Annotated in this window: 20 protein-coding genes, 2 tRNA genes and 1 pseudogene; 14 read left to right on the forward strand and 9 right to left on the reverse strand. The window is 55.3% G+C overall.

The window, feature by feature from the left end; translation table 11 throughout:
• Positions 1 to 188 precede the first annotated feature (188 nt).
• Complete coding sequence (locus ACOVRA_RS01410; protein ID WP_298226281.1) at positions 189 to 866, reverse strand: nitroreductase; 678 nt, start codon at positions 864 to 866, stop codon at positions 189 to 191.
• 219 nt (positions 867 to 1,085) lie between these two features.
• On the opposite strand from ACOVRA_RS01410, the gene ACOVRA_RS01415 reads away from it, so the two are divergent.
• A complete protein-coding gene (locus ACOVRA_RS01415; RefSeq protein WP_421718752.1) occupies positions 1,086 to 2,570 on the forward strand; it encodes an MFS transporter in 1,485 nt (494 codons plus the stop codon).
• Positions 2,571 to 2,656: 86 nt separating this feature from the next.
• On the opposite strand, the gene ACOVRA_RS01420 is transcribed toward ACOVRA_RS01415, so the two are convergent.
• From ACOVRA_RS01420 to ACOVRA_RS01435, 4 genes are all read right to left on the reverse strand, one after another.
• Complete coding sequence (locus ACOVRA_RS01420; RefSeq protein WP_421718753.1) at positions 2,657 to 3,811, reverse strand: acyl-CoA dehydrogenase family protein; 1,155 nt, start codon at positions 3,809 to 3,811, stop codon at positions 2,657 to 2,659.
• A 172-nt stretch (positions 3,812 to 3,983) separates the two neighbouring features.
• The gene (locus ACOVRA_RS01425) at positions 3,984 to 6,704 is read right to left on the reverse strand and encodes a valine--tRNA ligase (protein WP_421718754.1); all 2,721 of its coding nucleotides are present in this window, start codon (positions 6,702 to 6,704) and stop codon (positions 3,984 to 3,986) included.
• Positions 6,705 to 6,848: 144 nt separating this feature from the next.
• Positions 6,849 to 7,463, reverse strand: coding sequence for a DUF2497 domain-containing protein (locus tag ACOVRA_RS01430; protein WP_421718755.1), 615 nt, complete (start codon positions 7,461 to 7,463; stop codon positions 6,849 to 6,851).
• Positions 7,464 to 7,560: 97 nt separating this feature from the next.
• Positions 7,561 to 8,169 (reverse strand): protein-L-isoaspartate O-methyltransferase family protein, encoded by a 609-nt coding sequence (locus ACOVRA_RS01435; protein ID WP_298226286.1) that lies wholly within the window; start codon positions 8,167 to 8,169, stop codon positions 7,561 to 7,563.
• A 205-nt stretch (positions 8,170 to 8,374) separates the two neighbouring features.
• On the opposite strand from ACOVRA_RS01435, the gene ACOVRA_RS01440 reads away from it, so the two are divergent.
• A tRNA-Cys gene (locus tag ACOVRA_RS01440) sits at positions 8,375 to 8,448 on the forward strand.
• A gap of 42 nt (positions 8,449 to 8,490) precedes the next feature.
• Here the strand turns inward: ACOVRA_RS01440 and soxR are convergent.
• Positions 8,491 to 8,958: a redox-sensitive transcriptional activator SoxR gene (soxR, locus tag ACOVRA_RS01445; protein WP_421718756.1), complete on the reverse strand. Its 468-nt coding sequence runs from the start codon at positions 8,956 to 8,958 to the stop codon at positions 8,491 to 8,493.
• A 142-nt stretch (positions 8,959 to 9,100) separates the two neighbouring features.
• Here soxR and ACOVRA_RS01450 point away from each other — a divergent pair, with 142 nt between their 5' ends.
• Complete coding sequence (locus ACOVRA_RS01450; RefSeq protein WP_421718757.1) at positions 9,101 to 9,475, forward strand: VOC family protein; 375 nt, start codon at positions 9,101 to 9,103, stop codon at positions 9,473 to 9,475.
• 10 nt (positions 9,476 to 9,485) lie between these two features.
• On the opposite strand, the gene ACOVRA_RS01455 is transcribed toward ACOVRA_RS01450, so the two are convergent.
• The gene (locus ACOVRA_RS01455; protein ID WP_421718758.1) at positions 9,486 to 9,872 is read right to left on the reverse strand and encodes a VOC family protein; all 387 of its coding nucleotides are present in this window, start codon (positions 9,870 to 9,872) and stop codon (positions 9,486 to 9,488) included.
• A gap of 232 nt (positions 9,873 to 10,104) precedes the next feature.
• Between ACOVRA_RS01455 and ACOVRA_RS01460 the strand changes: the two genes are divergently transcribed.
• From ACOVRA_RS01460 to ACOVRA_RS01470, 3 genes are all read left to right on the forward strand, one after another.
• Positions 10,105 to 11,493, forward strand: coding sequence for a hypothetical protein (locus ACOVRA_RS01460; RefSeq protein WP_421718759.1), 1,389 nt, complete (start codon positions 10,105 to 10,107; stop codon positions 11,491 to 11,493).
• Between the two features lie 682 nt (positions 11,494 to 12,175).
• Positions 12,176 to 12,808: an NAD(P)H-dependent oxidoreductase gene (locus tag ACOVRA_RS01465; protein ID WP_421718760.1), complete on the forward strand. Its 633-nt coding sequence runs from the start codon at positions 12,176 to 12,178 to the stop codon at positions 12,806 to 12,808.
• Between the two features lie 260 nt (positions 12,809 to 13,068).
• Positions 13,069 to 13,144, forward strand: a tRNA-Asn gene (locus ACOVRA_RS01470).
• Positions 13,145 to 13,199: 55 nt separating this feature from the next.
• Here ACOVRA_RS01470 and ACOVRA_RS01475 read toward each other — a convergent pair.
• The gene (locus ACOVRA_RS01475; protein ID WP_421718761.1) at positions 13,200 to 15,017 is read right to left on the reverse strand and encodes an ABCB family ABC transporter ATP-binding protein/permease; all 1,818 of its coding nucleotides are present in this window, start codon (positions 15,015 to 15,017) and stop codon (positions 13,200 to 13,202) included.
• 163 nt (positions 15,018 to 15,180) lie between these two features.
• On the opposite strand from ACOVRA_RS01475, the gene ACOVRA_RS01480 reads away from it, so the two are divergent.
• The 6 genes and pseudogenes from ACOVRA_RS01480 (at position 15,181) to ACOVRA_RS01505 (ending at position 21,205) form a co-directional block, all read left to right on the forward strand.
• Positions 15,181 to 15,735, forward strand: a complete 555-nt coding sequence (locus ACOVRA_RS01480) for a TIGR00730 family Rossman fold protein (protein WP_290801349.1) — start codon at positions 15,181 to 15,183, stop codon at positions 15,733 to 15,735.
• 524 nt (positions 15,736 to 16,259) lie between these two features.
• Positions 16,260 to 17,054: a TetR/AcrR family transcriptional regulator gene (locus ACOVRA_RS01485; protein WP_421718762.1), complete on the forward strand. Its 795-nt coding sequence runs from the start codon at positions 16,260 to 16,262 to the stop codon at positions 17,052 to 17,054.
• Positions 17,051 to 17,803: a TetR/AcrR family transcriptional regulator gene (locus tag ACOVRA_RS01490; RefSeq protein ID WP_421718763.1), complete on the forward strand. Its 753-nt coding sequence runs from the start codon at positions 17,051 to 17,053 to the stop codon at positions 17,801 to 17,803. The genes ACOVRA_RS01485 and ACOVRA_RS01490 overlap by 4 nt, the downstream gene beginning before the upstream one ends.
• A gap of 99 nt (positions 17,804 to 17,902) precedes the next feature.
• Complete coding sequence (locus ACOVRA_RS01495) at positions 17,903 to 19,528, forward strand: TetR/AcrR family transcriptional regulator (RefSeq protein WP_421718764.1); 1,626 nt, start codon at positions 17,903 to 17,905, stop codon at positions 19,526 to 19,528.
• Positions 19,529 to 19,621: 93 nt separating this feature from the next.
• Positions 19,622 to 19,837 (forward strand): annotated as a pseudogene (locus ACOVRA_RS01500) (TetR family transcriptional regulator); the annotation flags it as partial.
• 162 nt (positions 19,838 to 19,999) lie between these two features.
• Positions 20,000 to 21,205 carry a TetR/AcrR family transcriptional regulator gene (locus ACOVRA_RS01505; protein WP_421718777.1) on the forward strand — a complete coding sequence of 402 codons (1,206 nt, stop codon included), beginning with the start codon at positions 20,000 to 20,002 and terminating at the stop codon, positions 21,203 to 21,205.
• Here the strand turns inward: ACOVRA_RS01505 and gltX are convergent.
• Positions 21,202 to 22,536, reverse strand: coding sequence for a glutamate--tRNA ligase (gene gltX, locus ACOVRA_RS01510; RefSeq protein WP_421718765.1), 1,335 nt, complete (start codon positions 22,534 to 22,536; stop codon positions 21,202 to 21,204). The genes ACOVRA_RS01505 and gltX overlap by 4 nt on opposite strands.
• Positions 22,537 to 22,757: 221 nt before the next feature.
• Here gltX and lexA point away from each other — a divergent pair, with 221 nt between their 5' ends.
• A complete protein-coding gene (lexA, locus tag ACOVRA_RS01515) occupies positions 22,758 to 23,450 on the forward strand; it encodes a transcriptional repressor LexA (protein ID WP_421718766.1) in 693 nt (230 codons plus the stop codon).
• Between the two features lie 92 nt (positions 23,451 to 23,542).
• Complete coding sequence (locus ACOVRA_RS01520) at positions 23,543 to 23,881, forward strand: VOC family protein (RefSeq protein ID WP_421718767.1); 339 nt, start codon at positions 23,543 to 23,545, stop codon at positions 23,879 to 23,881.
• Positions 23,882 to 24,247: the final 366 nt, after the last annotated feature.

Genomic DNA, 24,247 nt, shown 5'->3' on the forward strand with positions numbered 1-24,247 from the left:
GAGGGCGGGATCACCTATGCCTCAGACTTTAGCGTCGGGCGGTGCAGCGGTTGCGGCTGTCGCGGTGGCCCCGGCTGGCGGTCAAAACGGACGGGCCAATGCGTAGGCTGGAAAAATCTTGCGAGAGAATGCGGCAACCCACCAAGCCCCGCGCGGTGTACGAAGGAAAACTAAGCAAGTTTAAAGGCTTAGCTGTCGAAGCCAACAAAGGTGGTGGCGTCGGCCACGCTCTTGCGCTCAGAGACAACCGCATTGGCAGGGAAGCTCTCGTCGGGCCAGCCCAAGGCGATGCTCTTCATAATGACTTGGTCGTCAGCAATGCCGGCATGTTCGCGCACCACCGGCGATTGCATAATGCCTTGGCTGTTGATGACCGTGCCTAGGCCCCGCGACCAAGCCGCGTTGACCAAGGCCGTTGCCACGGCCCCGCAGTCAAACGGGGTGTCGTCGCTGCCGTCGAGGACCTTGTCATAGGTGATGATAATACAAACCGGCGCATCAAACTGGCGGAAGCCGCGCAGCACCCAATCTTGCCGCATCACTTGGTCTTCGCGCGCAATACCCATAGCGGCAAACAATTGCTTGGCGACGCCAACTTGGCGGTCGCGGTGTATGCCTGCAAAGGCTTGGCCAATACGAAACTCGCGCGAGTGCGGCACACCTGCCAGATTACGCTCTGTATTGCCCGCGCGAATGCGGTCCAAGGGCTCACCGGTTAGCACATAGAAATTCCAAGGCTGGGTGTTCATCGAGGATGGCGCACGCATAGCCAGCGCCAAAATCTCTTCGATCAAGGCTTTTGGAACGGGATCGGGCTTATAGCCACGGATACTGCGACGGCCCAAAACAACTTGATCGAATTCCATGTGATACTCCTTAGTCATTCTACGCAGAACAAGCTTGTCCCTCTCCTACAGGGACTCAGGCGGGAAGGTCAAAATACAATGACGGGAGTTTGATGTCGTACCCGCCGAAAACCAACTATCTAAAGCTTCTGAATTTACAAAGCCCAGAAACGCGCCCACATTCCATCAAAAGCGCCCACGATTTCAGATCAGATGCAGGCGCAAATCGCGGGGGCGGACATGACAGACGGGATTTTTTCTCCATCAGACACCACAAACACGAAGGGGAGTGTCCCACCACCCAGTTTGGCGACGAAGATTTCCTATGGCTTTGGGGCCATTGCCTATGGTGTGAAGGACAATGGGTTTGGCTTCTTTTTATTGATTTTTTATAGCCAGGTTCTGGGCGTAGATGCGCGGCTTATCGGGCTTGCCATGACGATTGCCTTATTTCTGGATGCGCTCAGCGATCCAGTTGTTGGCTATTGGTCGGATAATTTTAGATCCAGATGGGGTCGTCGCCATCCCTTCATGTATGCATCAGCGCTTCCGGTTGCGGCGTCCTTCTTCCTTCTATGGAACCCGCCAGAAGGCTGGTCGGATATGGCCTTGTTTTGGTATGTGCTGGTGATTTCTGTTTTGATCAGAACGTGCATCACTTTCTATGAAACACCCAGTTCCGCCTTGGCCCCTGAGTTAAGCGACAATTACGACCAACGCAGCGGGCTTCTCAGCCTCCGCTTTTTCTTTGGCTGGACCGGCGGCAATTTGATGGCCGTAATTATGTTTGTGGTGCTGTTTCCAGCGTTTGTGACCCCCACGATCCCAAATGGCCAGTTCAATAAGGATGCCTATTCGACCTATGGCTTGATCGCTTCTGGTTTGATTTTTGTAGCCATTATGGTCTCCGCGCTGGGAACTCACCGACGCATTGCTCATCTCAAGGCTCCGCCTCCCAAACGCAGTCTGTCCATCGGTTTGGTGTTCAAAGAGATTTTTGAAACCTTGGCCAATCGATCGTTCATTGCTTTGTTTCTCGCGGCGATCTTCGGGTCGATTGCGTCGGGGCTCTCTGCGTCCATGACCTTTTACTTCACCTCCTTCTTTTGGGGGTTTACGCCCCAACAGACAGGACTATTGACCATCAGTGTCTTTGTCTCCGCAATCCTCGGGGCTGTCATGGCCCCGATTGTGACCAAGTCCATCGGCAAGAAACAGGGTGCCATGATTATCGGCTTGGTTGCCTTTTTGGGGGCACCATTACCCATCGTGCTGCGTCTTTTGGGAGTCATGCCAGAAAATGGCGACCCCAGCCTGTTCTGGATCGTCATGCTCGCCAATATGGTTGATACTGGGCTGATCATTTGCTTCCAAATCCTGTCGGCATCCATGCTGGCAGATTTGGTGGAAGACGCAGAAATTAAGACAGGGCGGCGGTCCGAAGGCATTTTCTTTGCCGCATCGACCTTCATTCGCAAGTCGGTGCAAGGACTTGGTGTCATCACGGCCGGCTTTGTCTTGGCAGCCGCGCAATTCCCTGCGGGCGTCAAGCCAGACCAGATACCCGAAGAAGCCCTAACCCGCCTCGGGCTCTACTATGTGCCAACCATCCTATTCCTGTGGTTGACCATGTTGGCAATCATGTCGACCTATCGCCTCAAGCGCGAAGATCATGAAAACAACCTCCGCGAGCTTGCGTCGAGACAGAGCCAAGCTGTCGACTGAGATGGGTTTGCACGCGCGATCACCAGCAAAAAGGCCAGCCTTTTGGGCTGGCCTTTCCGTTTGTAATCCTATTGAGCCGCCGCAGCTTAAGCCGCAGCCTTTTCCCCGGCGCTCAAAGCGGCATAGCGCTTCAAATGCCAATCGGCGCTGCCGGCTTGGGTGTCGATCATGGTCAAGCGCTTGAAGTAATGGCCGATGGCCAATTCGTCCGTCATGCCCATACCGCCAAAGATTTGGATGGCGTTCTGGCCGACAAAGCGTCCACCGCGACCAATTTGGGTCTTGGCCCCAGCGCAAGCCTTCGCCCGCTCCAGCACATCATCTTCGCCGCAACGGATGGCCGCGAGATAGGCCATGGAGGTTGATTGCTCGGTCCACATGAACATGTCGACCATGCGGTGCTGAAGCACTTGGAACGAGCCGATGGCGACGCCAAACTGCTTGCGCTGGCGGGCATAATCGACAGTCATCGCATGGGCGACGCGCATGCCGCCGACTGCCTCGGCGCACAAAGCGGCGATGACATTGTCTTGGGTTTCTTCCAGCGCTGGCAAGATGCCATCGACTGCGCCGATGACGGCATCTGCGCCAACCGAAACATTTTCCAGATAGACGTCGCTGGCGCGCAAGCCGTCGACGGTTGGGTAATCCTTGGTCGAAACCCCGGCTGCGGTCTTGGACACCAGGAAGGCGGTCAAGCCTGCACGCTCACGCTGGCCACCTGCCGTACGGGCGATAACAATCAGCGTGTCGGCTTGTGGGCCACCAATCACGACCGACTTATGGCCGTTCAAAATGTAGCCCGAGCCATCTTTTTTCGCGGTGGTTGACACATCTGCCAGATCATAGCGGCTCTTAGGCTCACTGGTGGCGAGGGCATAAATCCCCTCACCCGTGGTGATGCGGCCACCATGTTCTTCTTGTTGGGCGGCAGAGCCTGCCAGGCGCAACAAATTGCCACTGGCGACAACGGATGGGATGAAAGGCTCTACAACCAAGCCTTTGCCAAATTCTTCCATGATGACGAGTGTGTCGATAGCGCCGCCGCCGAGGCCGCCCATGGACTCAGGAAGGGGGGCCATCATCAGACCCATCTCAGCCATCTCTGCCCAGATCTCTGGCCGCCAGCCCAAGTCGGAATGAATGGCCTTGCGACGCGTGTCGAAATCATACTTTTGCTGGACGAGCTTTGCGATCGAGTCCCGCAGCATGTTTTGTTCGTCGGTAAAATTGAAATCCATGTGGACGTTCCCTGAGTTCGTGCCTGTTCAGGCTCTGCATTATCGATGAATTGATAGCGCGTTTAGCGCACGATGCTAGGGGGGAGACGCCGTTTAATTCAGGCGATTACACATCAAAACGCAAACAAGCCCGCGTTTCGGCGGGCTTGTTCTTTAGACTGAACAAAGGCGCTTAGCCCAGGCGGGTCAAAGCTGCTTCATATTTCTGCTTCTCAGCTTCATAGGTGGCGCGCCGCTCACGCTGTTCGTCGATCACTTCGGCCGGTGCTTTGGCGACAAAGCCTGGGTTGTCGAGCTTGCGTGACACCGTCTCGATTTCCTTGGTGCAGCGCGCAATCTCTTTGGTGAGACGGGCTTTTTCCGCACCAATATCCATCACGCCCGCCAAGGGAATGGCGACAATGGCTTCACCCAACACAAAGGTCACGCTGCCAGCAGGGGCGGCTTCGGCCACCACGGAATATTCCAAGCGCGCCAACCGGTCGATTTCGGCCTGATAGCGCTCAAGGCGTTGTGCGGTCTCTTTCGACGCCCCGATCAACAAAGCTGGAACCTTAGCGCCTGCAGGCACATTGGTTTCGCTGCGCAAGGACCGCAGGCCTGTAACCAGATCAACTACCCAACCCACTTCGGCGGCTGCAGCCTCATCAATCAGACTGGAATCCAGCTTGGGCCAAGATTCATTGATCAAAAAGCTGGTGCGTTTGGGGCCAAATTCGGCGGTCTTGTCCCACAATTCTTCCGTCACGAACGGCATGAAGGGATGAAGGATTTTCAAAATCTGATCGAGGACCCACGCAACCGTCCGGCGCGTCTCGGCCTTGGCTTCTTCATCTTCCCCGTTCAGAAGCGGTTTCACGAGCTCAAGATAGAGGTCGCAGAACACGCCCCACACAAAGGCATAAGAGGTCTGGGCGGCTTCATCGAACCGATGGGTCGAGAGGGCGGCTTCAACGCCTGTGGCGGTCTTGGTCAATTCCGACACGATCCAGCGGTTGAGCGTGTGCTTTACCGTGCTAGGGTCAAAGGCCTCCCACAAGGTGCACTCATTCATTTGGGCGAAGCGGGCAGCGTTCCACAATTTCGTACCGAAGTTCCGGTACCCTTCAACCCGCTTGTCACTCATGCGGATGTCACGACCGGGGCCTGCGGCAATCGCCAAGGTAAAGCGCAGCGCGTCTGCCCCATAGGTGTCGATCAAGACCGTTGGGTCGATGATATTGCCCTTGGACTTCGACATTTTCTTGCCGTGCTCATCGACCACACGGGAATGAATCACCACGGTGGAGAATGGCGCTTTTCCGGTGAAGTGGCAGCCAAACATCATCATCCGGGCAACCCAGAAGAAGATGATGTCAAACATCGTGACCAAGGTGCTGGTCGGATAAAAGCGCGCCATCTCGGGCGTGGCGTCTGGCCAGCCCAAGGTCGAAAATGGCCAAAGCCCGGATGAGAACCACGTATCCAAGACGTCTTCGTCCTGAACCAAAGTCACATCCCGGCCGTGCTTAGCCTTGGCTGCGGCCAAAGCTTCGGCTTCGGTCTCTTCAACGAAGATTTGGCCTTCTTCATCATACCAAGCCGGGATCCGATGGCCCCACCAGAGCTGGCGCGACACGCACCACGGCTCGATATTGCGCATCCATTGATAATAGGTCGCTGTCCAGCTTTCGGGGACGAACTTGGTCTCGCCGCTTTCCACCGCCTTGAGCGCATTGACAGCCAGCTTGGCCGCATCGACATACCATTGGTCGGTCAACATTGGCTCAATCACAACGTCCGACCGCTCACCCAAAGGCTGGGTGATCAGCTTGTCTTCAACCTTCAGCATCAAGCCGCGCGCATCAATATCGGCAACCACTTGCTTGCGCGCGTCAAACCGGTCGAGGCCGCGATAGGCTTCGGGGATATAATCGGCGTCCAGCATCCGGCCCTTGGTATCGAGCAGCACGAACATCTCAATATTGTGGCGGCGGGCGACCTTATAATCGTTGAAGTCGTGCGCGCCGGTGATCTTTACCGCACCGGAACCAAAGTCTGGATCGGGATACTCATCCGCAATGATCGGGATCAGGCGATCCGCCAGCGGCAGAAGGCAGCGCTTGCCGACGATCGCCGCATAGCGCTTGTCGTTTGGATGAACCGCTACCGCGCCATCGCCCAACATGGTTTCAGGACGTGTGGTGGCGATGGAGATATAGTCGCGGGTTTCAAATTCTGTGGGCTCACCATCCTCATCAAAGGCGATGGGGAACTCATACGTCTCGCCATTTTCCAGCGGATATTTGAAGTGCCAGAAATGGCCGGCCCGCTCTTCATTGATCACTTCAAGATCCGACACGGCGGTTTCAAAGTGCGGATCCCAATTCACCAAGCGCTTGTCGCGATAGATCAGGCCTTCCTTATGGAGTTGGACAAAGACTTTGCGCACGGCAGCCGACAGGCCGTCGTCCATGGTGAAGCGCTCGCGGCTCCAATCACATGACGCGCCCAAGCGTTTGAGCTGAGTGGTGATCGTCCCACCGCTTTCCGACTTCCACGACCAGACGCGCTCTAGGAACTTTTCGCGACCCAGAGTGCGGCGGTTTTCGTTGGTGCCCGATTGCGCCATCTGGCGCTCCACTACCATTTGCGTGGCAATGCCCGCGTGATCGAGGCCTGGTTGCCACAGCACCGACTTACCGCGCATCCGCTCAAACCGGCAGAGAATGTCTTGCAGCGTGCAATTGAGCGCATGGCCAATATGCAGCGACCCCGTCACATTTGGTGGCGGAATAACGATGGAGAAAGTTTCAGAATCTGGGTCGGCCTTTGGCTTAAACGCACCCGATTGTTCCCATGCCGCATATAGACGAGGCTCTGCGGCTTGAGCGGAGAAATGACTTTCTAACATGTGTGTCCCGAGTGATTATGATGTGGGCGACGGGGGTTAGCCCCATTGGCACCAAACAAAAGCGACGTTGGCATACCATGCCAACGCCGTTCTTTTGAAGACTTTCTGCTGTTGGAAGCAGCCCTATGGGCGCAAAGCACAGTCTCAGAAGGAGCGACGGGCGATCCGTGCGACTTCTGCTTCGACTTTTTCTTCCACAATGCGAGGCAGATTTGCGTCAAGCCAGTCTTTCAACATCGGCTTGATCAACTCGCCCACCATGGCCTCTACCGTATTGCCCGAGATAAACATGCCCGGCAGCGTGGTGTTAGGGGCCAATTTTTGGAACACGGACGACGCCCGGTCTGCGATTGGATCGCTGACCAGACCTTGATCAAATGGGAATGGCGTGGGCGCAGGCTCTGGCGCATAGACAGGTGCGGCTGCCACGGGGGCGGGCGCAGGGGCTGGTGCGGGTGCTGGCGCTGGTGCGGGTTCTGGCTCTTCCCAGCGATCTTCGACGATGATCTCCTCAAGTGCCACTTCAGGCTCATCATCGACGGGCAAAGCGTCAAAGTCGAAATCTGGCGAAACCGTTTCCGGCATTTCCATGACAGGCTCGTTCAATTCCAGAATCTCGTCACCGAAATCTGGCTCAGCTGTCGCCGCAGGCGCGGCATCAGCTGGTGTAGCACCACTGTCATCTTCAGAAATAATCCGGCGGATCGAAGCCAGGATTTCTTCCATAGTCGGTTCGGCTTGTGCGTCTGCGGCGCTCATAATATCCCCATGGTGTGCGAATCGCACATGAAGTTCAGTAAGCTAACGTGGATTGCCAATCAAAGTCTAGCGATGCCCCGAATCTGACAACAATTCGTTAAAAGGCAAATGCTGGTGCGACTGAAAAGCCCGGCAATTGAGGAACAGTTGCGTCGAAAACAACGCGTCCAGCGACACTTGTGCCGCTCTTGGTGAATATATTGGCTGTACCCATTGGACCTTTCAGCACAACGACGCACAAGCGGCCCTGCTCTGCCAAAACTTTTGTCCAAGCATCTGGGAACGTCTCAACCCCGCCATCCACGAACACCACGTCGAACGGACCGGCTGGGGGATTGGCCAGAGCACCCACCGAGCTGTCTACGCCCGGCAAATCAACGGCCACTTCATCTAAAATGGTGACAGTACAGCCCAGAGCCGCGAAAACAGCCGCGCTATAGCCACCCGCGCCACCGATCACCAAAACCCGCTCACCTGCCATGACGTTCGCGGCTTGGGCCAATTTCGAAAAATCGCGCGGCTTCCACAACCAGCGGCCAGACGGCGTGGGTGAGGTGACTTCGGCATAAGCGAAGGCGCGCTTTTCTGCCACGACGAACGTCTCACGCTCAACCACCCGCATCGCACCTTGCAGTGCCAAATCGCTGACATCATTGGTACGCACTTGGCTTTCGATCATCGTGTCGCGTGCTGCCGCAAAATCCATGTCGGTCCCCGTACCTTTGCTTTAAGCTATTCAATCCAGCGTGCGGACTCATTACAAGGAATTGGGTCTTGCGGGCAAGAATGGATAACTGTCCAAAGTCGTCAGCATCGCGCTTTAGTTGCAGCAGCAACCTGCAGACATTCATTGCCGCTTAAGGCCTCCTCTGTTACATCCCCCGTCCACCCGCTTGCTTCTGCGTCCAGAAGGCCTCGTGGCGGAGTGGTGACGCAGCGGATTGCAAATCCGTGTACCCCGGTTCGATTCCGGGCGAGGCCTCCAAATACTTCCCCAAATTCTTGCCTGCCTTTGACCAAATTTCACCTAACGATTATTTGCGTGTGGAATGTCGTCACCCAACAAATACCGGGGCCCCGCCCCGCTTTTTCCCGCTTGGTCATCCGGATTGAACAAGGCGCAGGTCTCCAGCGATAGACAGCCACAGCCGATACAACCGTCCAAACGGTCGCGTGTTTGGGTCAGGGCTTGGATCTTCTGATCTAGAGTCGCCGCAATGGCGGTGCTGATCCCGCGCCAATCGCGTGCATTCGGCGCACGGCCCAATGGCAATCGGTCCAACTCTGCCTTGATCTCGTCTAGGCTTAATCCGAGTTGTTGGGCGATTTTGATGAAAGACAGCCGGCGGATATCGGCGCGATGATAGCGCCTTTGCTGGCCTGCCGTGCGGTGCGCCATGACCAAGCCGCGCGCCTCATAAAACCGGATCGCGGACACAGAAAGGCCAACACGATTGGCGATCTCGCCGATTGAGAGCGCTTCTTTTGCCTGCACTGCCTTTTCCTTTCCAACATAGATTGACCTCAATCTAGGTTGAGGTTGCATAAAGCCATCTGTCAAGTGACCCGAACCCTGAAGCGTGTCCCGACCCATCCAGCTCGAGCGCGCGCAAGACAAAAACTTAGGAGCTTTTCAGATGACCCAATCCTTCCTCGAGCATGTCAATGTCACCGTAGCCGACGCCGATCAGACTGCAGCCTTATTGGTCGACTTGTTTGACTGGCACATTCGCTGGTCCGGCCCTGCGCGCGATGGCGGCTACACGGTCCATGTCGGGACGGAGGCGCAGTATCTGGCGGTCTATCGCCCCCGCAAAGGCCAGAGCCGCGATTTTCCCAAAGGCGCGCCGCTGAATCACCTCGCCATCGTCGTGGATGATTTAGACGCGGTGGAAGCCAAAGTGATCGCGCAAGGGCTGACGCCCTTCAACCATGGCGATTATGAACCCGGCAGGCGTTTCTATTTCTTCGACGCCAATGGCATTGAGTTTGAGGTGGTGTCTTATCGCTGAGGCGGCGCACCTAAGTGGTCGAGAGGCGGGCAAAGGCGCAAATCTTATGCCCCTCTGGCGCGCGCAGATACGCACCATAGGTCATGCGATCCCCGCTAGGGCGGGGGCCGGGCGCGCCCTCATCTAAGCCACCGACGATCAGGCCTGCAGCATGGAAAGCATCCACGGCCGCAGGTGTTGCGGCGCGAAAGCCAATGGTGCCGCCATTGCCTGCTTCGGCACCAAACCCATCAACCGGACGCATCACCAAAAACGCCCCCGCCTCTGCTCCCACATAGACGAGGCGGTCGGCCGGGCTATTTTCCTGCCGTTTAAGGCCAAGTGGGCCGAGCACCGCATCGTAAAATTGGGCAGCCTTGTTGAGATCGTCGGTACCGACAACAATATGGGTGAACATGGGGACCTCCGGCGGAATGCGACAACCGATCGGCGTCGAACTATCCAAGAACCAACCCGATCGTCGACGCATTGACAAGAAGGCGCGAGGTGAGACTGTAGACTTTTAGTTGAGCGAGATGTTGTCGATGAGAAATTGGATGATCACAAGCCTAGCCTGCCTAATTGGGTTAGTGGCACCCTCGGTGCAGGCACAAGAAACGGTTTACCCCTTTTGGAACTCAAACCAAGTCTTGCCGCTGCGCGCTTCTGGTGAGCAAACAGCCCTGAGATTCAGCTACAGCTTCACACAGCAAAAGGAAAAAGAATCAGAAAACCTCACCCAACGCGCAGTTCGTCTGGGAGAGGACTATGATCTCGTCACGACTAAGGATACCCGAATACTCACCGATTATCGCTTGTGCCGGGTATTTATCTGGAAGACAACCGAGACCGATTTTGCCAATCAAAGTTGTTATGCCGACCCAGCTTTTCGTCCACTTGAATTACAGAACCGCTTTGCTCTCGTCGATCTCCTGTCGGGCGCAATGGGTAAGGACAAGCAGCCCACTAAGCTCGAAGCTCGGTTTTGGCAAGAACAGGAATTGAGCGTTCAACTAGAAGATTCAAGTCCGTTGACGACCAAAGTCACTTCAGACGGCACCGAGTGGCTGCTTGGGCAACAAGTTGTCGCAAAAATTAGCAAGTCCGGCCTAGTCCTTAATCCTAAAGAGCGTCAGCCTTTCGCCCGTTTCTTGGCGCGCAACCTAACCCTGCACCCACAGGTTCGGCGCGCCATTATGGACAGTGGCATCCTGCCGGCACGGATTGAAGTTACCCGACAAGCAATGGCCGGAGAGACAAGCAAAGACATCCATGTTTTCGCCAATGTCGAGCGCATCACGGGCCCCTATCCACTTCCCGCAAATCTCACGTCAGATTTGTACAAGAAGGCGCAAGAGGAAACCCCGTCCGGACGGATGTGGCGCTCCAGCCTCAAGGCAGCAACGGGCGCAGATAACCTAAACAGACCTACATTGGACGCCTTACTTGAACAGATGAAGTCAGCCAGTGCACGCAAAAGCAGCCTTGAGACGACATTGCTTTTCCTTAAAATCACGCAAGTCTTCGGTGGGGAAATATCGGCAAATCCAACTACGTTTCAGAAGATCAGAGCCGCGATTGTCGCTGTTCAGTCAGACATTGGTGCCGGCGATGCCGAGGCACTTTGGATCGCCAATAAACTCGCTGGCGAGAGGGGGGAAGGCAAGGAACGAGAAGACCTTGCGCGTTACCTTGCCAACGCAAGCGAACTCGACAAACTAGACTTTGGGACCTTCCGCTACCTGACCTTCAGCAATCTGGAAAACATGACGAAAGATTCTGAAAAGTGGGACCCGAAGATCAAGCAAGCCATGCCCGAGAGAGCAGACCGCTTTCGAATCCATATCGCGGCGCAACCATGGGGAAGCAATGCCTATTTCGATTTTGGGAATCAAATCTTTGGCGAGTATGACCCGTGGGAGGCTTGGCAAATATGGGATTTAGGGCGCGCGATTGATCCCGACGCCTCTGATGCTCTGATGGCGAGGATCAAGAGGTTTGAAGGGAATCTACGAAAACAACAGCCCGATAGCTTCTGAGTAAGAAGTCTGGCTCGCCACTCCCTTACAGAAATGCGCTCCGCGCGTTAGGGTATATTCCACCAATGGAATGCACCATGGTCAATCAATTCCCGAGCTTGTTCATGTGGGGGCTTAGCCCAATCACTTGGAACGGTTCAATGCGTCGCTCCGCTTGCCTTGAAGCCGCTGGACGATTGTTTCTGCGCAAGATGGGGTGTCAAGGGGTGCAATCGGCTTCGCCGACGCGCGAAGCGCGCCCCTTGACGCCCCAGCTTGCGCGCTCAAACTCGAACACGGCCTTTGCGAAGGCATAGCCTGCGGCAAAGGCTGTCTAAGTAGAAAAGGCTAAAACCGAGACCAATGTTTATGGAGTGGTGCAGTCCCAGTGGACTGCACCCTACCTGACTGCGAATGTCCGCTTCCGAGCAACCGCCAACCCACCCCAAATGGCAACCTTTGGCGCAAAGCCGCCCCAAAGCCTAACTTGGAAATAGATGATTACCCATGTAGGGCAGCGTATGGCGGTCTTAAGAGCCGGACCTATGTCGACGGTTCTGCGCAGGGAACATTTCTCGAAGGTGGTTGCCCGCCAAATTGGCCAACCAGTGACCGCCTTACAGTGCCCCCTATTCCCTCGCGCCTGTACGTACCCCAGATGTCACCCAATCGGCACCGTGCTGATCACCAGAAGGAAACTCATATGCTTATCGATCAGCTCAAGTGGCGCTATGCAACCAAGAAAATGGACCCGAGCAAAAAAGTCGCTGAAGACAAGATTGCGGCGATCCTTGAAGCCATTCGTCTCACGCCAACTTCGAGCGGTTTGCAGCCTTACGAAGTGATCCTCGTCACCAATCCAGAAGTCCGTGCTCAGATTCAGGCCGCCGCTTGGAACCAAGCTCAAATCACTGAGGGCTCCCACCTGTTGGTTTTTGCAGCCTGGGACAATTATACCGCTGACCGCATCAACCACATGTTTGACCTGACCAATGCAATCCGCGGGTTTAAAAACGAAGGCTGGGAAAATTATCGCAACATGCTGCTGGCGACTTATCCACAGCGCGATGCGGAAACCAATTATCAGCATGCCGCCCGTCAGGCCTATATTGGCGTCGGTGTGGCAATGGTTGCGGCTGCCGAAGCTAAAGTGGATGCCACCCCCATGGAAGGCTTTGACCCAACAGCTGTCGACAAGATTTTGGGCCTCAGCGAACGTGGTCTGCGCAGCGTGGTCATCATCCCGCTTGGCTATCGCCAAGAAGAAGGCGATTGGCTGGTAAACCTGACGAAAGTGCGCCGTCCTACGGCTGATTTCGTGACGGAGGTCCGCTAAAAACAGCCAATTATTTACCCATAAGTAATGGCGATATTAACCGAACATTAAGGTTAGAATCATATTAACTGGTGCTGTCTTCTTTGGAAGACACCCCACCATACCCGATCTTAACGGGGGGCCCGCAACGGCTCCCCGCTTTTTTTGGGCGCTGTGGTTTAAGGAGCCTTAGGTGTCATGATCTGCAGCTTGCTGCATTCAATCGGCATCAAAGGCTTGCACGATCCGAAGGTGGCGGTATAAGGCGCGCCTTCAAGTGTTCCCCGATAGCTCAGTTGGTAGAGCAAGCGACTGTTAATCGCTTTGTCGTAGGTTCGAGCCCTACTCGGGGAGCCACTTTCCTCCACTCCCAAAATTGCAACACTGAATTCTACCAAGACCCGTCATGCGTCTAGGCTGGCTCTGCATTCATGCGGGCCTGCATTTCCCACAATTCGGCATAGACCGCGCCCTTGGCCAAAAGCGCGTCATGGGTGCCTCGCTCTGCGACTTGGCCGTCAGCCAGCACAATGATCTCGTCTGCATCTGCGACCGTCGACAGGCGGTGGGCAACCACAAGGGTCGTCCGGCCCTTGGCGGCATCCTCTAGGGCCTCGCGCACTTCGGCTTCAGTGACCGAATCGAGGCTGGAGGTGGCTTCATCGAGTACGAGGATCGGTGGGTTCTTCAACAAAGCGCGGGCAATGCCGACGCGCTGACGCTCGCCACCCGACAGCTTTAAGCCACGCTCCCCCACTTTGGTTGCCAGTCCCATGGGTGCGGCCGCGATCAAGCCCTCTAGGCGGGCCATTTTGGCAGCCTGTTCAATTTCTTCTTGTGGGGCATCTGGGCGGCCGTAGGCGATATTATAGGCCAAGGTGTCGTTGAACAGGACAACGTCCTGCGGCACGAGGCCGATGGCCGCACGGACACTTTCTTGGGTCACATCGCGCAAGTCTTGGCCATCAATGCGCACGGCACCAGCTTGGGGGTCATAGAAGCGGAACAGCAAGCGCACAATGGTAGACTTACCCGAACCAGACGGGCCGACAATCGCCACCGTCTTGCCCGTGGGGATGGTGAAGGACACGTCGGACAGGCCCGCGTGACGGCCATCATGCACAAAGGCGACGCGATCAAATTGCACCTCACCTTTACTGACATTCAAGGCGGGCGCGGCTGGCTTGTCAGCAATATCGGGCACTTCATCGAGCAGTGCATACATGGCTTCCATATCGATGGAGCTTTGTTTGATCTCGCGCCAAGCAAAGCCCAAGATATTCAGCGGCCCATAGAGGTTCAGCATCACCAATGTGACGGCGGCAATATCCCCTGCCCCCATCGTCCCGCGTGAGATCGCATAGCCGGCAGCCGCCACCATCGCCGCAAGGCCTAAGTTCTGGATAAAGCCTTGCGCGGCATTGAGGCCCTGTAAGGTGGCGTTCGATTGAACCGAAGCACGGGCATAGGTTCGCACCGCTTGATTGTAGCGCTCCGTCTCGCGCGCTTCGGCGGCAAAAGCTTTGACGGTCTCGAAATTCATCAAGGAATCGACCGCCCGACCTGTTGCTTCGCTATCGGCATCATTCATGTCGCGACGATATTGCAGGCGCCATTCCGTGATCGCCAAGGTGATGATCGTATAAACCACGACGGTCGATGCCGCGATCAAGGCAAAGAACCAACCATAGCGCACCCCGAGAACAACGGCTGCCATGACGAGCTCAATCAAGGTTGGTCCGATGTTGAAGGCGACAAAGCGGGTTAGAAAATCGATGGCGCGAACCCCGCGCTCAATCGTGCGCCACACCGCCCCCGTTCGCTTGGACTGATGAAATCGGATCCCAAGGGCATGTACATGGCCAAAGACGGCAACCCCTGCCCGCCTTTGGGCTTCCTCGCTAACGGGCTGGAAAATGGTGTCGCGCAATTGCGGCGCGCCAGAGCCCAAAAAGCGCATCAAGGCCCAAGCGCCAATCGCCATCAGAAACACGCTGTCCCAAGACGGATTGCTGCCGCTCGTGAGGCCATTGACGGCATCGGCGAGCACAAGAGGCGCCCCGACGATGAAAACCTTTGAAATCAGGGTCAGCCCCAATGCCAACCCGACGCGCACGCGTAGCTCGGTTGTATCAAGTCCACCGATCAATCGAACCAAGCGCGACAACGCACGACCGATGGGTGAAATCTCATTGGCTGCGTCGGCAGCGGTGCGTTCGCCTTTTCTCATAAAGAGCACATAGGCAATGTTGCGTCCGATTGAACAGCCCAAATGCGTTTGCTGGCAAGGCTTGATGCACAATTGTCAGGAAACATGCATATAGCCCACGCAAAATCATGTGTCGCACCAACCGAGTCGCGTGCATGTGTCAGAACGGCTTAAGGAGCAGGGCATGAGCAAACTGAAATCTGTCTGTGTCTATTGTGGTTCTTCCAACCTTGTGGACCCAGCTTACCTTGAGCTTGCCACCCAGATGGGCCAAGCAATCGCCAAGCGCGGCATTCGGCTCGTCTATGGCGGCGGCAATGTCGGTCTGATGGGGGCCTCCTCGCGGGCAGCCCATGAAGCCGGTGGCGAAGTCTTGGGGATCATGCCGCACTTTTTGACCAAGTGGGAAAAGCCCAATCCAGCTTTTGAAACGCGGATGGTGGAGACCATGCACGAGCGTAAATGGGGCCTGTTTGCAGAATCCGACGCTTTCATCGTTCTGCCCGGCGGCATAGGCACCCTGGAAGAAGTGGTTGAGACCCTGTCGTGGCAACGCCTCGAACTGCACCGCAAGCCCGTGGTGTTCGTTGGGCGCACATTCTGGCAGCCCTTTGTCGATCTGATTGAGGCAACCATTGTCACCAAATTCACGCCCGAGGCGTTCCGCAATTCCTTCTTTTGCGTGGACACACCAGAAGAAGCGTTGGATGGTTTAGCCGCCGCTCAAAGCAAGGCTTAACGCCCCTCTTACCGCAGTCGAAATCCGCCGCTTTTGGACGTCGCCAGAACATGGCGCGCCGGCCTTCGCGTGCGTGCTCAGCCACGGCCAAACTATCCCGCGAAAATCAGAAATACGCCAAAGTAAATTTGAGTATATTTTTCCTACATTGCGATTAAAGTTTGCAGCAAATAAATTTAAAATTTTATATTATACATTTCTGAGGGGAAATTAGCGAATTTTTAACGTGTAAGTCATTGAATTTACGATTATTTTAATCGTTAACTGTAATTGAATATTTATTTCGAATTTGATTCGTTTTATTCTTTGTACGGCAACAAAGTAAACACATTACTTTTTGGTATAAAGGCCAAGTCAACTCTTAAGATGCCCGCCTTTGCGGGGTGATTGAAAAGGGTGATCTGGAACAAAGCCAAGCGATCGTTCTAGGGCCATGAATGGCTCGCCTGAGGTCGAAAGGGGTGTGTGAACTTGGGAGCATGAGCACCAGCCGCAAAGCAGCTGGAGAATGAGGCTGTGGGTTGATGAAAATGGAAAATTTTACCTTCAAGCTAAGTGAGGTTGACGGCCCTGAGGGTAGCGCCTTGGCGTCCCAAATTGCCACCCCTGAAGGTGGACTGTATTTCGACAACCAAATCCGACGCTACCTCAAGGCCGCTGTGCGTCGAAACGATGCGAAGGCGCGCAATAACCGAACCCTTGCGAGCGTCCTGCAAGAATGGACCGAGGTGGGTTATCTGAAAGGGCAAGTGTCCAGCATCGCCAATCGGGCCGGTATGTCGACAGCAACCCTTTACCGAGACTTCCCCGACAAATCATTTCTGTTCCGCCAGGCCCTCCAATTTGGGCAGGCAATCCTGATTGAAGCGGTTTCGACCTATCCTTCGCACCCAAACCCGATCCGGGACTTGACGGGCATGCTGTGTAACCACGCCGAGACACTCGCCCATCCCGCCCCCCAGCAAATGTTACTGGCTCAACGCCTGATGCTGCTGGAGCCTGATTTGCAAAGCGCTGTCAGTGCGATTGCCGCCGAAAATCATGAAAAGCTCAAACAGGTCTGGTACGCAAAAATCCAAGCGCTGGTCGATAGCGGCTGGATCAAACTCGACCATATGGAATGGCAACGCTGTCGCTTGGTTGGCGCACTGGAAGCGCGGACTTTTGGCTGGTTTATGATGGGCCATGCGCCGCGTAGCCCGGCCATTAGCTGGGAGCACGATGCACACCAAGTCGTCCTGGATTTCTTCCGGCTCTATGGCACTGCGAAATTCGATGAACATCGCCGCCTCTATAATTGGGATTGGGGGCTGGTGTGACCACCTCGCAAGAGCCTAAGGATGTTGATGAATTCATTCTGCAACAGCTTGAACTTATGCTTTCACAAAAGGGCAATCGCTTAGATGCGACCAACCGTAAGCAACGCATTGCGGCGGCAGTTCATTTTGAAACGCTCTCCAAAAACTACACGCAACTCAGTGTGCCGGCCGTGGCAAAGCGCGCCGGCGTATCAACGGCGACGCTCTATCGGCTGTTTCCAGACGATAATTCGCTCTATGAGGCGGGCTACAATTTGGGTCTACAACAATATCTGGCTTGGCTATCCTATGATTTCGTCCATCCAAATCCACTCATGCGGTTAGCGACGTTATTGGATCGGCGCATTCAATGTTGGACGCGACCAAAGGCGATGGAAGCGCTGTCGCCGCTTTATTACATGATCTGCGACCGCGACCCGAAGCTGAGTGAGCGCGCCACGCCGGGCTTGAAGCTTTCGTCAGACTTCTGGCTTGGACAATTTAACAAGCTGAAGGCAGAGGGCTATCTCGACGCTGAGCCAGACTGGAACCTGATCGAGATCTTTTGGGGGCCAATCGAAAGCCTTCACTTCTATCCCATAGTTCTGACGGATGTGCCTTATGTGTCGCAGACATCTCGGTTCGAAGATTGCTGGCGGACGGTAGACGATTTTCTGACGCTCTATGGAACGCCTCATTTTCAGGCAAGTCGGAAAAAATTTAACTGGGATGCCGATTTGGCGGCATTTCGAACCACAAAGTCAGTATAAGGAACTTGCGATGATCAGCCTTTATCTTTCTACTCAACTCAATCGATTGTTGAACCATCTGGCCGGGCGGACAGAGGAAGCGCTCAAACGAGGCTAGGAATGAATGCTCCCTTTCCCCGTGCAGAACAGCACCGCTGTTTCGAGCAACAGATTCGCACCCAATTGGCGGTGCGGGTGCGCCGTCATGATGATGGCACGCGCTCTTATCTGATCCTTGCGGCTGTCCTACAGGAATGGGCGGAAGTCGGCCTCTTAAGCGCCCAAATGACAACCATTGCAGCCCGCGCCAAGGTTTCAACCGCGACGCTTTATCGCCTTTTCCCCAATCGCGATGACATGCATCTGGAAGCCCTAGCGTTAGGCCAACAATTGCTGGTCGAGGCGATGAAGAAGTGTGCAGTCCACCCCAATTCGGTGCGCGCACTCTTTGACCTTGCACATTATGTCACCGCAATTTTGCAAGAGCCCTATTTCAAGCAATTCTCTCTCAGCCAAACTTTTCTCGTGCGGATGGATTCCCCCGTCAAGGAACAAGCAAGCATTATCGCGGTGGCAGGCAATAGCGCTATCAAAAAATTCTGGCGCGACCGCATAGAGGCCTTGATTGCAGACGGCTTTGTTCGCGATGACTCACGCACTCACATGATTTTCCGCCTCATCGGCCCGATTGAGGCCAGGACTTTGCATTGGTATCAAAGCGGTCGCGGCACCTACCAGCCTGAAAAGAGCTGGCCCGTAGAGATCAATCGTATTGTTGAAGCATTTTTCGATATTTATGGGACGCAAAAGTATCATACTGCACGCAAGTCACTAGCTTGGGACTCGGAGAGCTTTGCCGCTGTCAATCCTCAGGGGATGACTGGTTCAGCGACGGCTGCAGATACGGTGATACCAGCCAAACGCCTCCTTCATCTCGATGCGCTTGAGCGCTCGGTTGCAGAGGGTCCGCTGCCTACCGACTTCATCGCCTTTGTTGAAGCGCAGCTCCAACAAATGCTGACACATACGAGCCATCGGCTCGACACGAGCGATCGCTATTTACGAATCGTCGCCGCGACCTTGTATGAAAATTATCTTTTCGGCTTTGAACAAATCAGCATGGCGGGCGTTGCAAAGCGCGCCGGCGTGTCGACTAAAACCCTCTATCAGACATTCCCCGATGACTTGAGACTCTATCAAGAGGCCCATAGTTTGGGTTTAGCTTTCTTCAGCGCTTGGGTGTCCCGCGATGTAGCTAACGCCAATCCTTTGAAGCGCGTTAGCGACTTCCTCAAAATCGCCGTCGACACTTATTTGGACCCCCGCAGCCTGCAGGTCAGCTCAATCCAATTTGGCCTGCTGGCCGATCAAGGGCGCGAGACAAAGCTTCACACCTCAAATTTCATCAAAAGCTATATTTTCGCCTTTTGGTCTCGTCGATTTAGTCGCCTAAAGGCGGAAGGCTACCTCCAAGGCGAGATTGACTGGGCCATGATCCACGCCCTTTATGGCCCCATCCAGAGCCTGTCTTGGGGGCACAAAAGCAACCTCGGAGCTACGCCTAAGCCCGAAGGCAACTGGGCCGAGGCCTGCTGGCAAGTCGCCGAAGACTTCTTCGTCATTTATGGCACCCCGCAATTCCACGCCAAACGAAAGGCATTGGGCTGGGACGCGGCCGAGGAGCCAGAACCCGACACCAACTCATCCAATGAAGTCATGGCTGTGGTTCGGACAAATGAAATTTAGATATCGCTTGGCGAGAACACGGAGCTAGGCATTTGTGGGATTTGTGGAACAAACTTCACGCATGAAAAACAACGGTTTCTAGGCGCTAAAACGATGGACATTCGCACCAAGCCCGCACCAAGGCGGTTGAAATTTGACGAGAGAATACAAGCGCTTTTGCTACCCCATGCCAAGCGCCAAGATGATATCACGCGCAAACAACGCATTTGCGCAAGCCAATTGATAGAGTGGGTCAGTTTTGGACTGGCCGCCACAAATATGGCACGAATTGCGGAACGGGCAGGCGTTTCAACGGCTACACTTTATCGTCTGTACCCTGACCGAAATTATCTGACGGTTGATGCTCTGAAACTCGGCAACAAGGTTCTTCTCGAGACCATTCAGGAAGCGCCGCGCCATCCCCACCCTTTCCGCGATTTGGTAGAGATTGTCGACCACCTCTTAGCGATCTACCGAGAGTCCAGCGTGCTCATGCTCTGGCACACGCAAGCTTTCACCCTACAAAGTGAGACAGAAATATTTGCTGACGTCCAAAATAATTCAGCCTTATTCATTCAAGAACTACAAGAATTCTTTTTCAATATAATTGATCGGTTAGTTGCGGACGGATTTATTCAAGATAACAATCGATTGAGCATGTTCTTACGAATTCAGGGAGCGATTGAAGACAGGACGGTTGAATGGCAGGGGCGATATAAAGTGCCGTTTCAACCCGTCGTCAGTTGGTCTGAAGAGGCAGTGAAAATCGCCGAAGAGTTCTTCATTGTCCATGGCACAGCTAAGTTTAGAGCCTTGCGGCAGCAGGGCCAAGTTGCTTGGTTGGATGGTAAAAGCCTGCAGAAAAAAGCGCTGGAACCGGTTGATGAAAAAAGGCTTCAGGCGTCGATTGATCGCCAACTCCCCTTTTTGAGAGACGTCGAAGCGTCGTTACGTGCCAAGCCAAGGCCTGCGACGTCGGACGCATTCATCTGGCAAGAATTAGAGAGATTCATGCCCAAAAGCGGCAATAGGTTAGACGCCAGCAATCGGCGCAGCCGCATTGTGGCTTCCGCCATTGTGGTCAATTATTCGCAAGGCTTCCAAAACGTTAATATGGCAGCAGTGGCCAAGCAGGCGGGTGTTTCGACGGCCACTCTCTATCGTCTTTATCCCGATGACAGAGCCCTTTACGAGGCCGCGCATGGGCTAGGGACCAGTTTTTATATGGCGTGGCTGGCACAGGAATCCACGTCCCCAAACCCCCTTGTGCAATTTTGCGAATACACCTCGATTTCAATTGAAACTTTCCTTGACCCGCGCGTCAAAAACGCCATCTCGATGGGGGCATTCACCAATGCGCTGCAGCAATTGGACGAACATCTCAGCATCGGCGACTTGATTGTTATTTATACGAATATGCTTTGGCGAAAGCGCTTCGCGAGACTCTTGGAGGAAGGCTTCATTGACCAACCGCCGAGTTGGGACATGCTGCACGCGCTGCAAGGCACGACCTCGGCCATTATCGGCCTCTATCTGAGGCACGGCATCCAGCTTCAACCAAATGGGTCATGGTTCGCCGAATGCCGGACTGTCGTCGACGACTTCTTCCAGATCTATGGCACCCCTCATTTCCATGCGATGCGCAAGAAAATGAGGTGGGATGACGCTTTAGAAGCCCATCGTGCCAAGTCGCCTTAAGAAGCTTTGCCCGCCAAACGGCTTGCCGCCCGCTCTGGGCCGATCAGCATAAAGATCAACTTCATTTCTGGCCCATGCTCTTGCCCTGTCAGCGCCTTGCGCAAGGGCATGAACAGGCCCTTGCCTTTCGCACCAGTTGCCGCCTTCACCGCCTCGGTAAAGCCTGACCAAGAGGTCTCATCATAGGGTCCAGCTGGCAAAAGGCCCGCCGCCGTGGCGATAAAGTCTGGCTCGTCAATTTGCGGCTCAATCGGGCCTTGGACGACACGTGCCCAGAGCGCCACATCATCAAACTTCGCGAGATTACCGCGCACCGCCAGCCAAAAGGCTTCCCCCAGATCGCACTCAATCGCGGCAAGGCGCGGCTGGATCGCCGCATAGTCCGCATGCTGCAGCAATTGCGCATCCAAACGGCGGACATCTTCAGGGTCGAAGCGGGCTGGTGCACGGCCGATCTTGCCAAAGTCAAAACCCGCCACCAGAGCGTCCAAATTATCAACCGCCTCAACCGGGTCAGAGGTGCCGATCCGCGCCATCAAGGACAGGACCGCCAAGGGCGCTACCCCCTGCTCACGAAGGCTTTCAACCGACAGCGAACCGATACGCTTCGACAAGGTCTCGCCATCGGCCCCCACCAAAAGCGGGAAATGGCCGAATTCAGGTCGGGAGCCGCCGGTCAAGGCTTCAAAAATCTCAGCTTGAGCGCCCGTATTGGTCACATGGTCTTCACCCCGGATCACATGCGTCACGCCCAAATCCACATCGTCCACGACCGATGGCAGCGTATAGAGATAAGCGCCATCTTCGCGGATCAACACGGGGTCAGACATAGAGGCCGTATCCACCGTTTGCTCGCCGCGGATCAAATCTTGCCAAGCAACCCGCTTGCCCGAGAGCTTAAAGCGCCAATGGGGCTTGCGCCCTTCGGCTTCAAAGGCGGCCTTTTCAGCGTCCGTCAGGGCAAGGGCCGCGCGGTCATACACCGGGGGCAATTTACGCGACAAAGCGATCTTACGCTTGCGGTCTAATTCTTCGGACGTCTCATAACAGGGATAGAGGAGGCCTGCCGCGATCAGCCGATCCCGCGCCTTGTCATACACGTCAAAGCGGGCCGATTGGCGCGCCTCTTCATCCCAGGTCAGGCCCAGCCATGTCAGGTCCGTCCGGATCCCGTCTTCATAGGCTTGGGTGGAGCGCGCCGTATCGGTGTCGTCAATGCGCAACAAGAAGGTGCCGCCATGTTGGCGCACAAACAACCAATTGCGCAATGCGGTGATCACATTGCCGACGTGGAGCTTGCCGGTGGGAGAAGGTGCAAATCTGACTTTCATGTTTCTTTCCTATCAGGGGTGACTTAGCAGTCATGGCCCCGACAGGCGAGAGGGGCATGTGCAGGTCAACCGTGCTTTGGCTGCGGAAAAATTTGCAGCGGACTATAGACGTAAAAACGGAACAGAGTTAGAACATCGCTGCTTTGTTCGTGCATCGTTCACGGTGCCATCGGATTTATAGGGGCCAAGCGTACACGCGCGCCACGAGATAGGGGGAATTGATGCTGACGTCCAAACAACGAGAGCTTTTGCTATTCATTCATGAGCGTCTCAAGGAAACAGGTGTCTCGCCGTCCTTTGACGAAATGAAGGATGCGTTGGACTTGGCATCGAAGTCGGGCATTCACCGCCTGATCACCGCTCTGGAAGAGCGTGGCTTTTTACGGCGTCTGGCGCACCGGGCACGGGCCTTGGAAGTGTTGAAACTGCCCGATAGCGCCACAACCGCCGCCCCACCCAAGGGCCGCCAGCCCTTTACGCCACTGGTCGTGGGCTCCACGCCCGCAAGTGCCGCACCACCTTCACCACCACGGGCAGCCAATGACATTGCGGTTCTGGGTCGGATTGCCGCCGGTGTGCCCATCGCGGCCATTCAGCATGAGATCGACCGGATTGCAGCCCCTGACCAACTAGACCCTGCCCTGCACTTTGCCTTGGAAGTCAAAGGCGATTCCATGATTGATGCTGGCATTCTCGAAGGTGACTTTGTCATCATCCGCCGCACCGATGACGCCCAATCAGGCGATATCGTGGTCGCTTTGGTTGATGATGAAGAAGCAACCCTGAAGCGCTTGCGCCGCCGCGGCCAGTCTATCGCTTTGGAAGCCGCCAACCCCCGTTATGAGACCCGCATCTTCGGGCCAGATCGCGTGAAGGTTCAAGGCGTGCTGGCGGGGCTTTATCGGCGGTACTAGGCGCTGTTGCTGGGCTGGCTTTGGGCGGCGCACCGGGCAACCAGCCTGCGGCGGACAACAAAAAAAACACGCACCCAAACTGTGGAGTTCAAATGATGTCTCGTATCTGCTATGTTGAATTACCCGCAGCCGACTTGCCCGCAACGCGCGCCTTTTATGGCGATGCGTTCGGCCTTGCCTTGACCGACTATGGCCCCAGCTATTCCTGCACGACAAATGGTGACGTCGACCTCGGCCTACAGGGGGACTTAAGCGAGGCCACTACCGCACCACTGGCCGTCATCGCCGTCGATGATTTGGAGGCTTGCCTTGAGGCGGTGACCCAGGCGGGTGGCGTTATCACCAAACCGCTATTTGCCTTTCCAGGTGGTCGCCGCTTTCACTTCCGCGATCCAAGCGGCAACGAGCTTGCCGCCCTGAAGGCAGACTGAAAGCAAGCCTCACCTCCTCGGTGTTGAGGGCCCTGCAGCTTCTTTCCACGAGCCAGCCCTGGCCGCAGGCTTTGCCTTTGCAAAGGCATAGTTCGAGTTTGTGTGTGAAAGGTGGGTGGGTGTGATGGACCGCGCAACACGAGTTGCGCTTGCCGCTGCGTACACATGCGCAGCTTCTGCTGCGCGGTCCTTTCGGCGCGCCATTTCGCAATAACAATTGTCGGGTGGCTTCAAGATGAGCAGAGCGACGCTTTGAGCCGTACCAAGTTATTTCAGGGAATACCTAAGCCCATTTTAGCGCTACCTTGGACCGCGCAACAAAAGTTGCGCATGCCACCGCGTCGACAGGCGCAGCCCTTGCTGCGC

Origin of the sequence: Aquidulcibacter sp., assembly GCF_049239865.1 — a bacterium.
Taxonomy (GTDB): domain Bacteria; phylum Pseudomonadota; class Alphaproteobacteria; order Caulobacterales; family Aquidulcibacteraceae; genus Aquidulcibacter.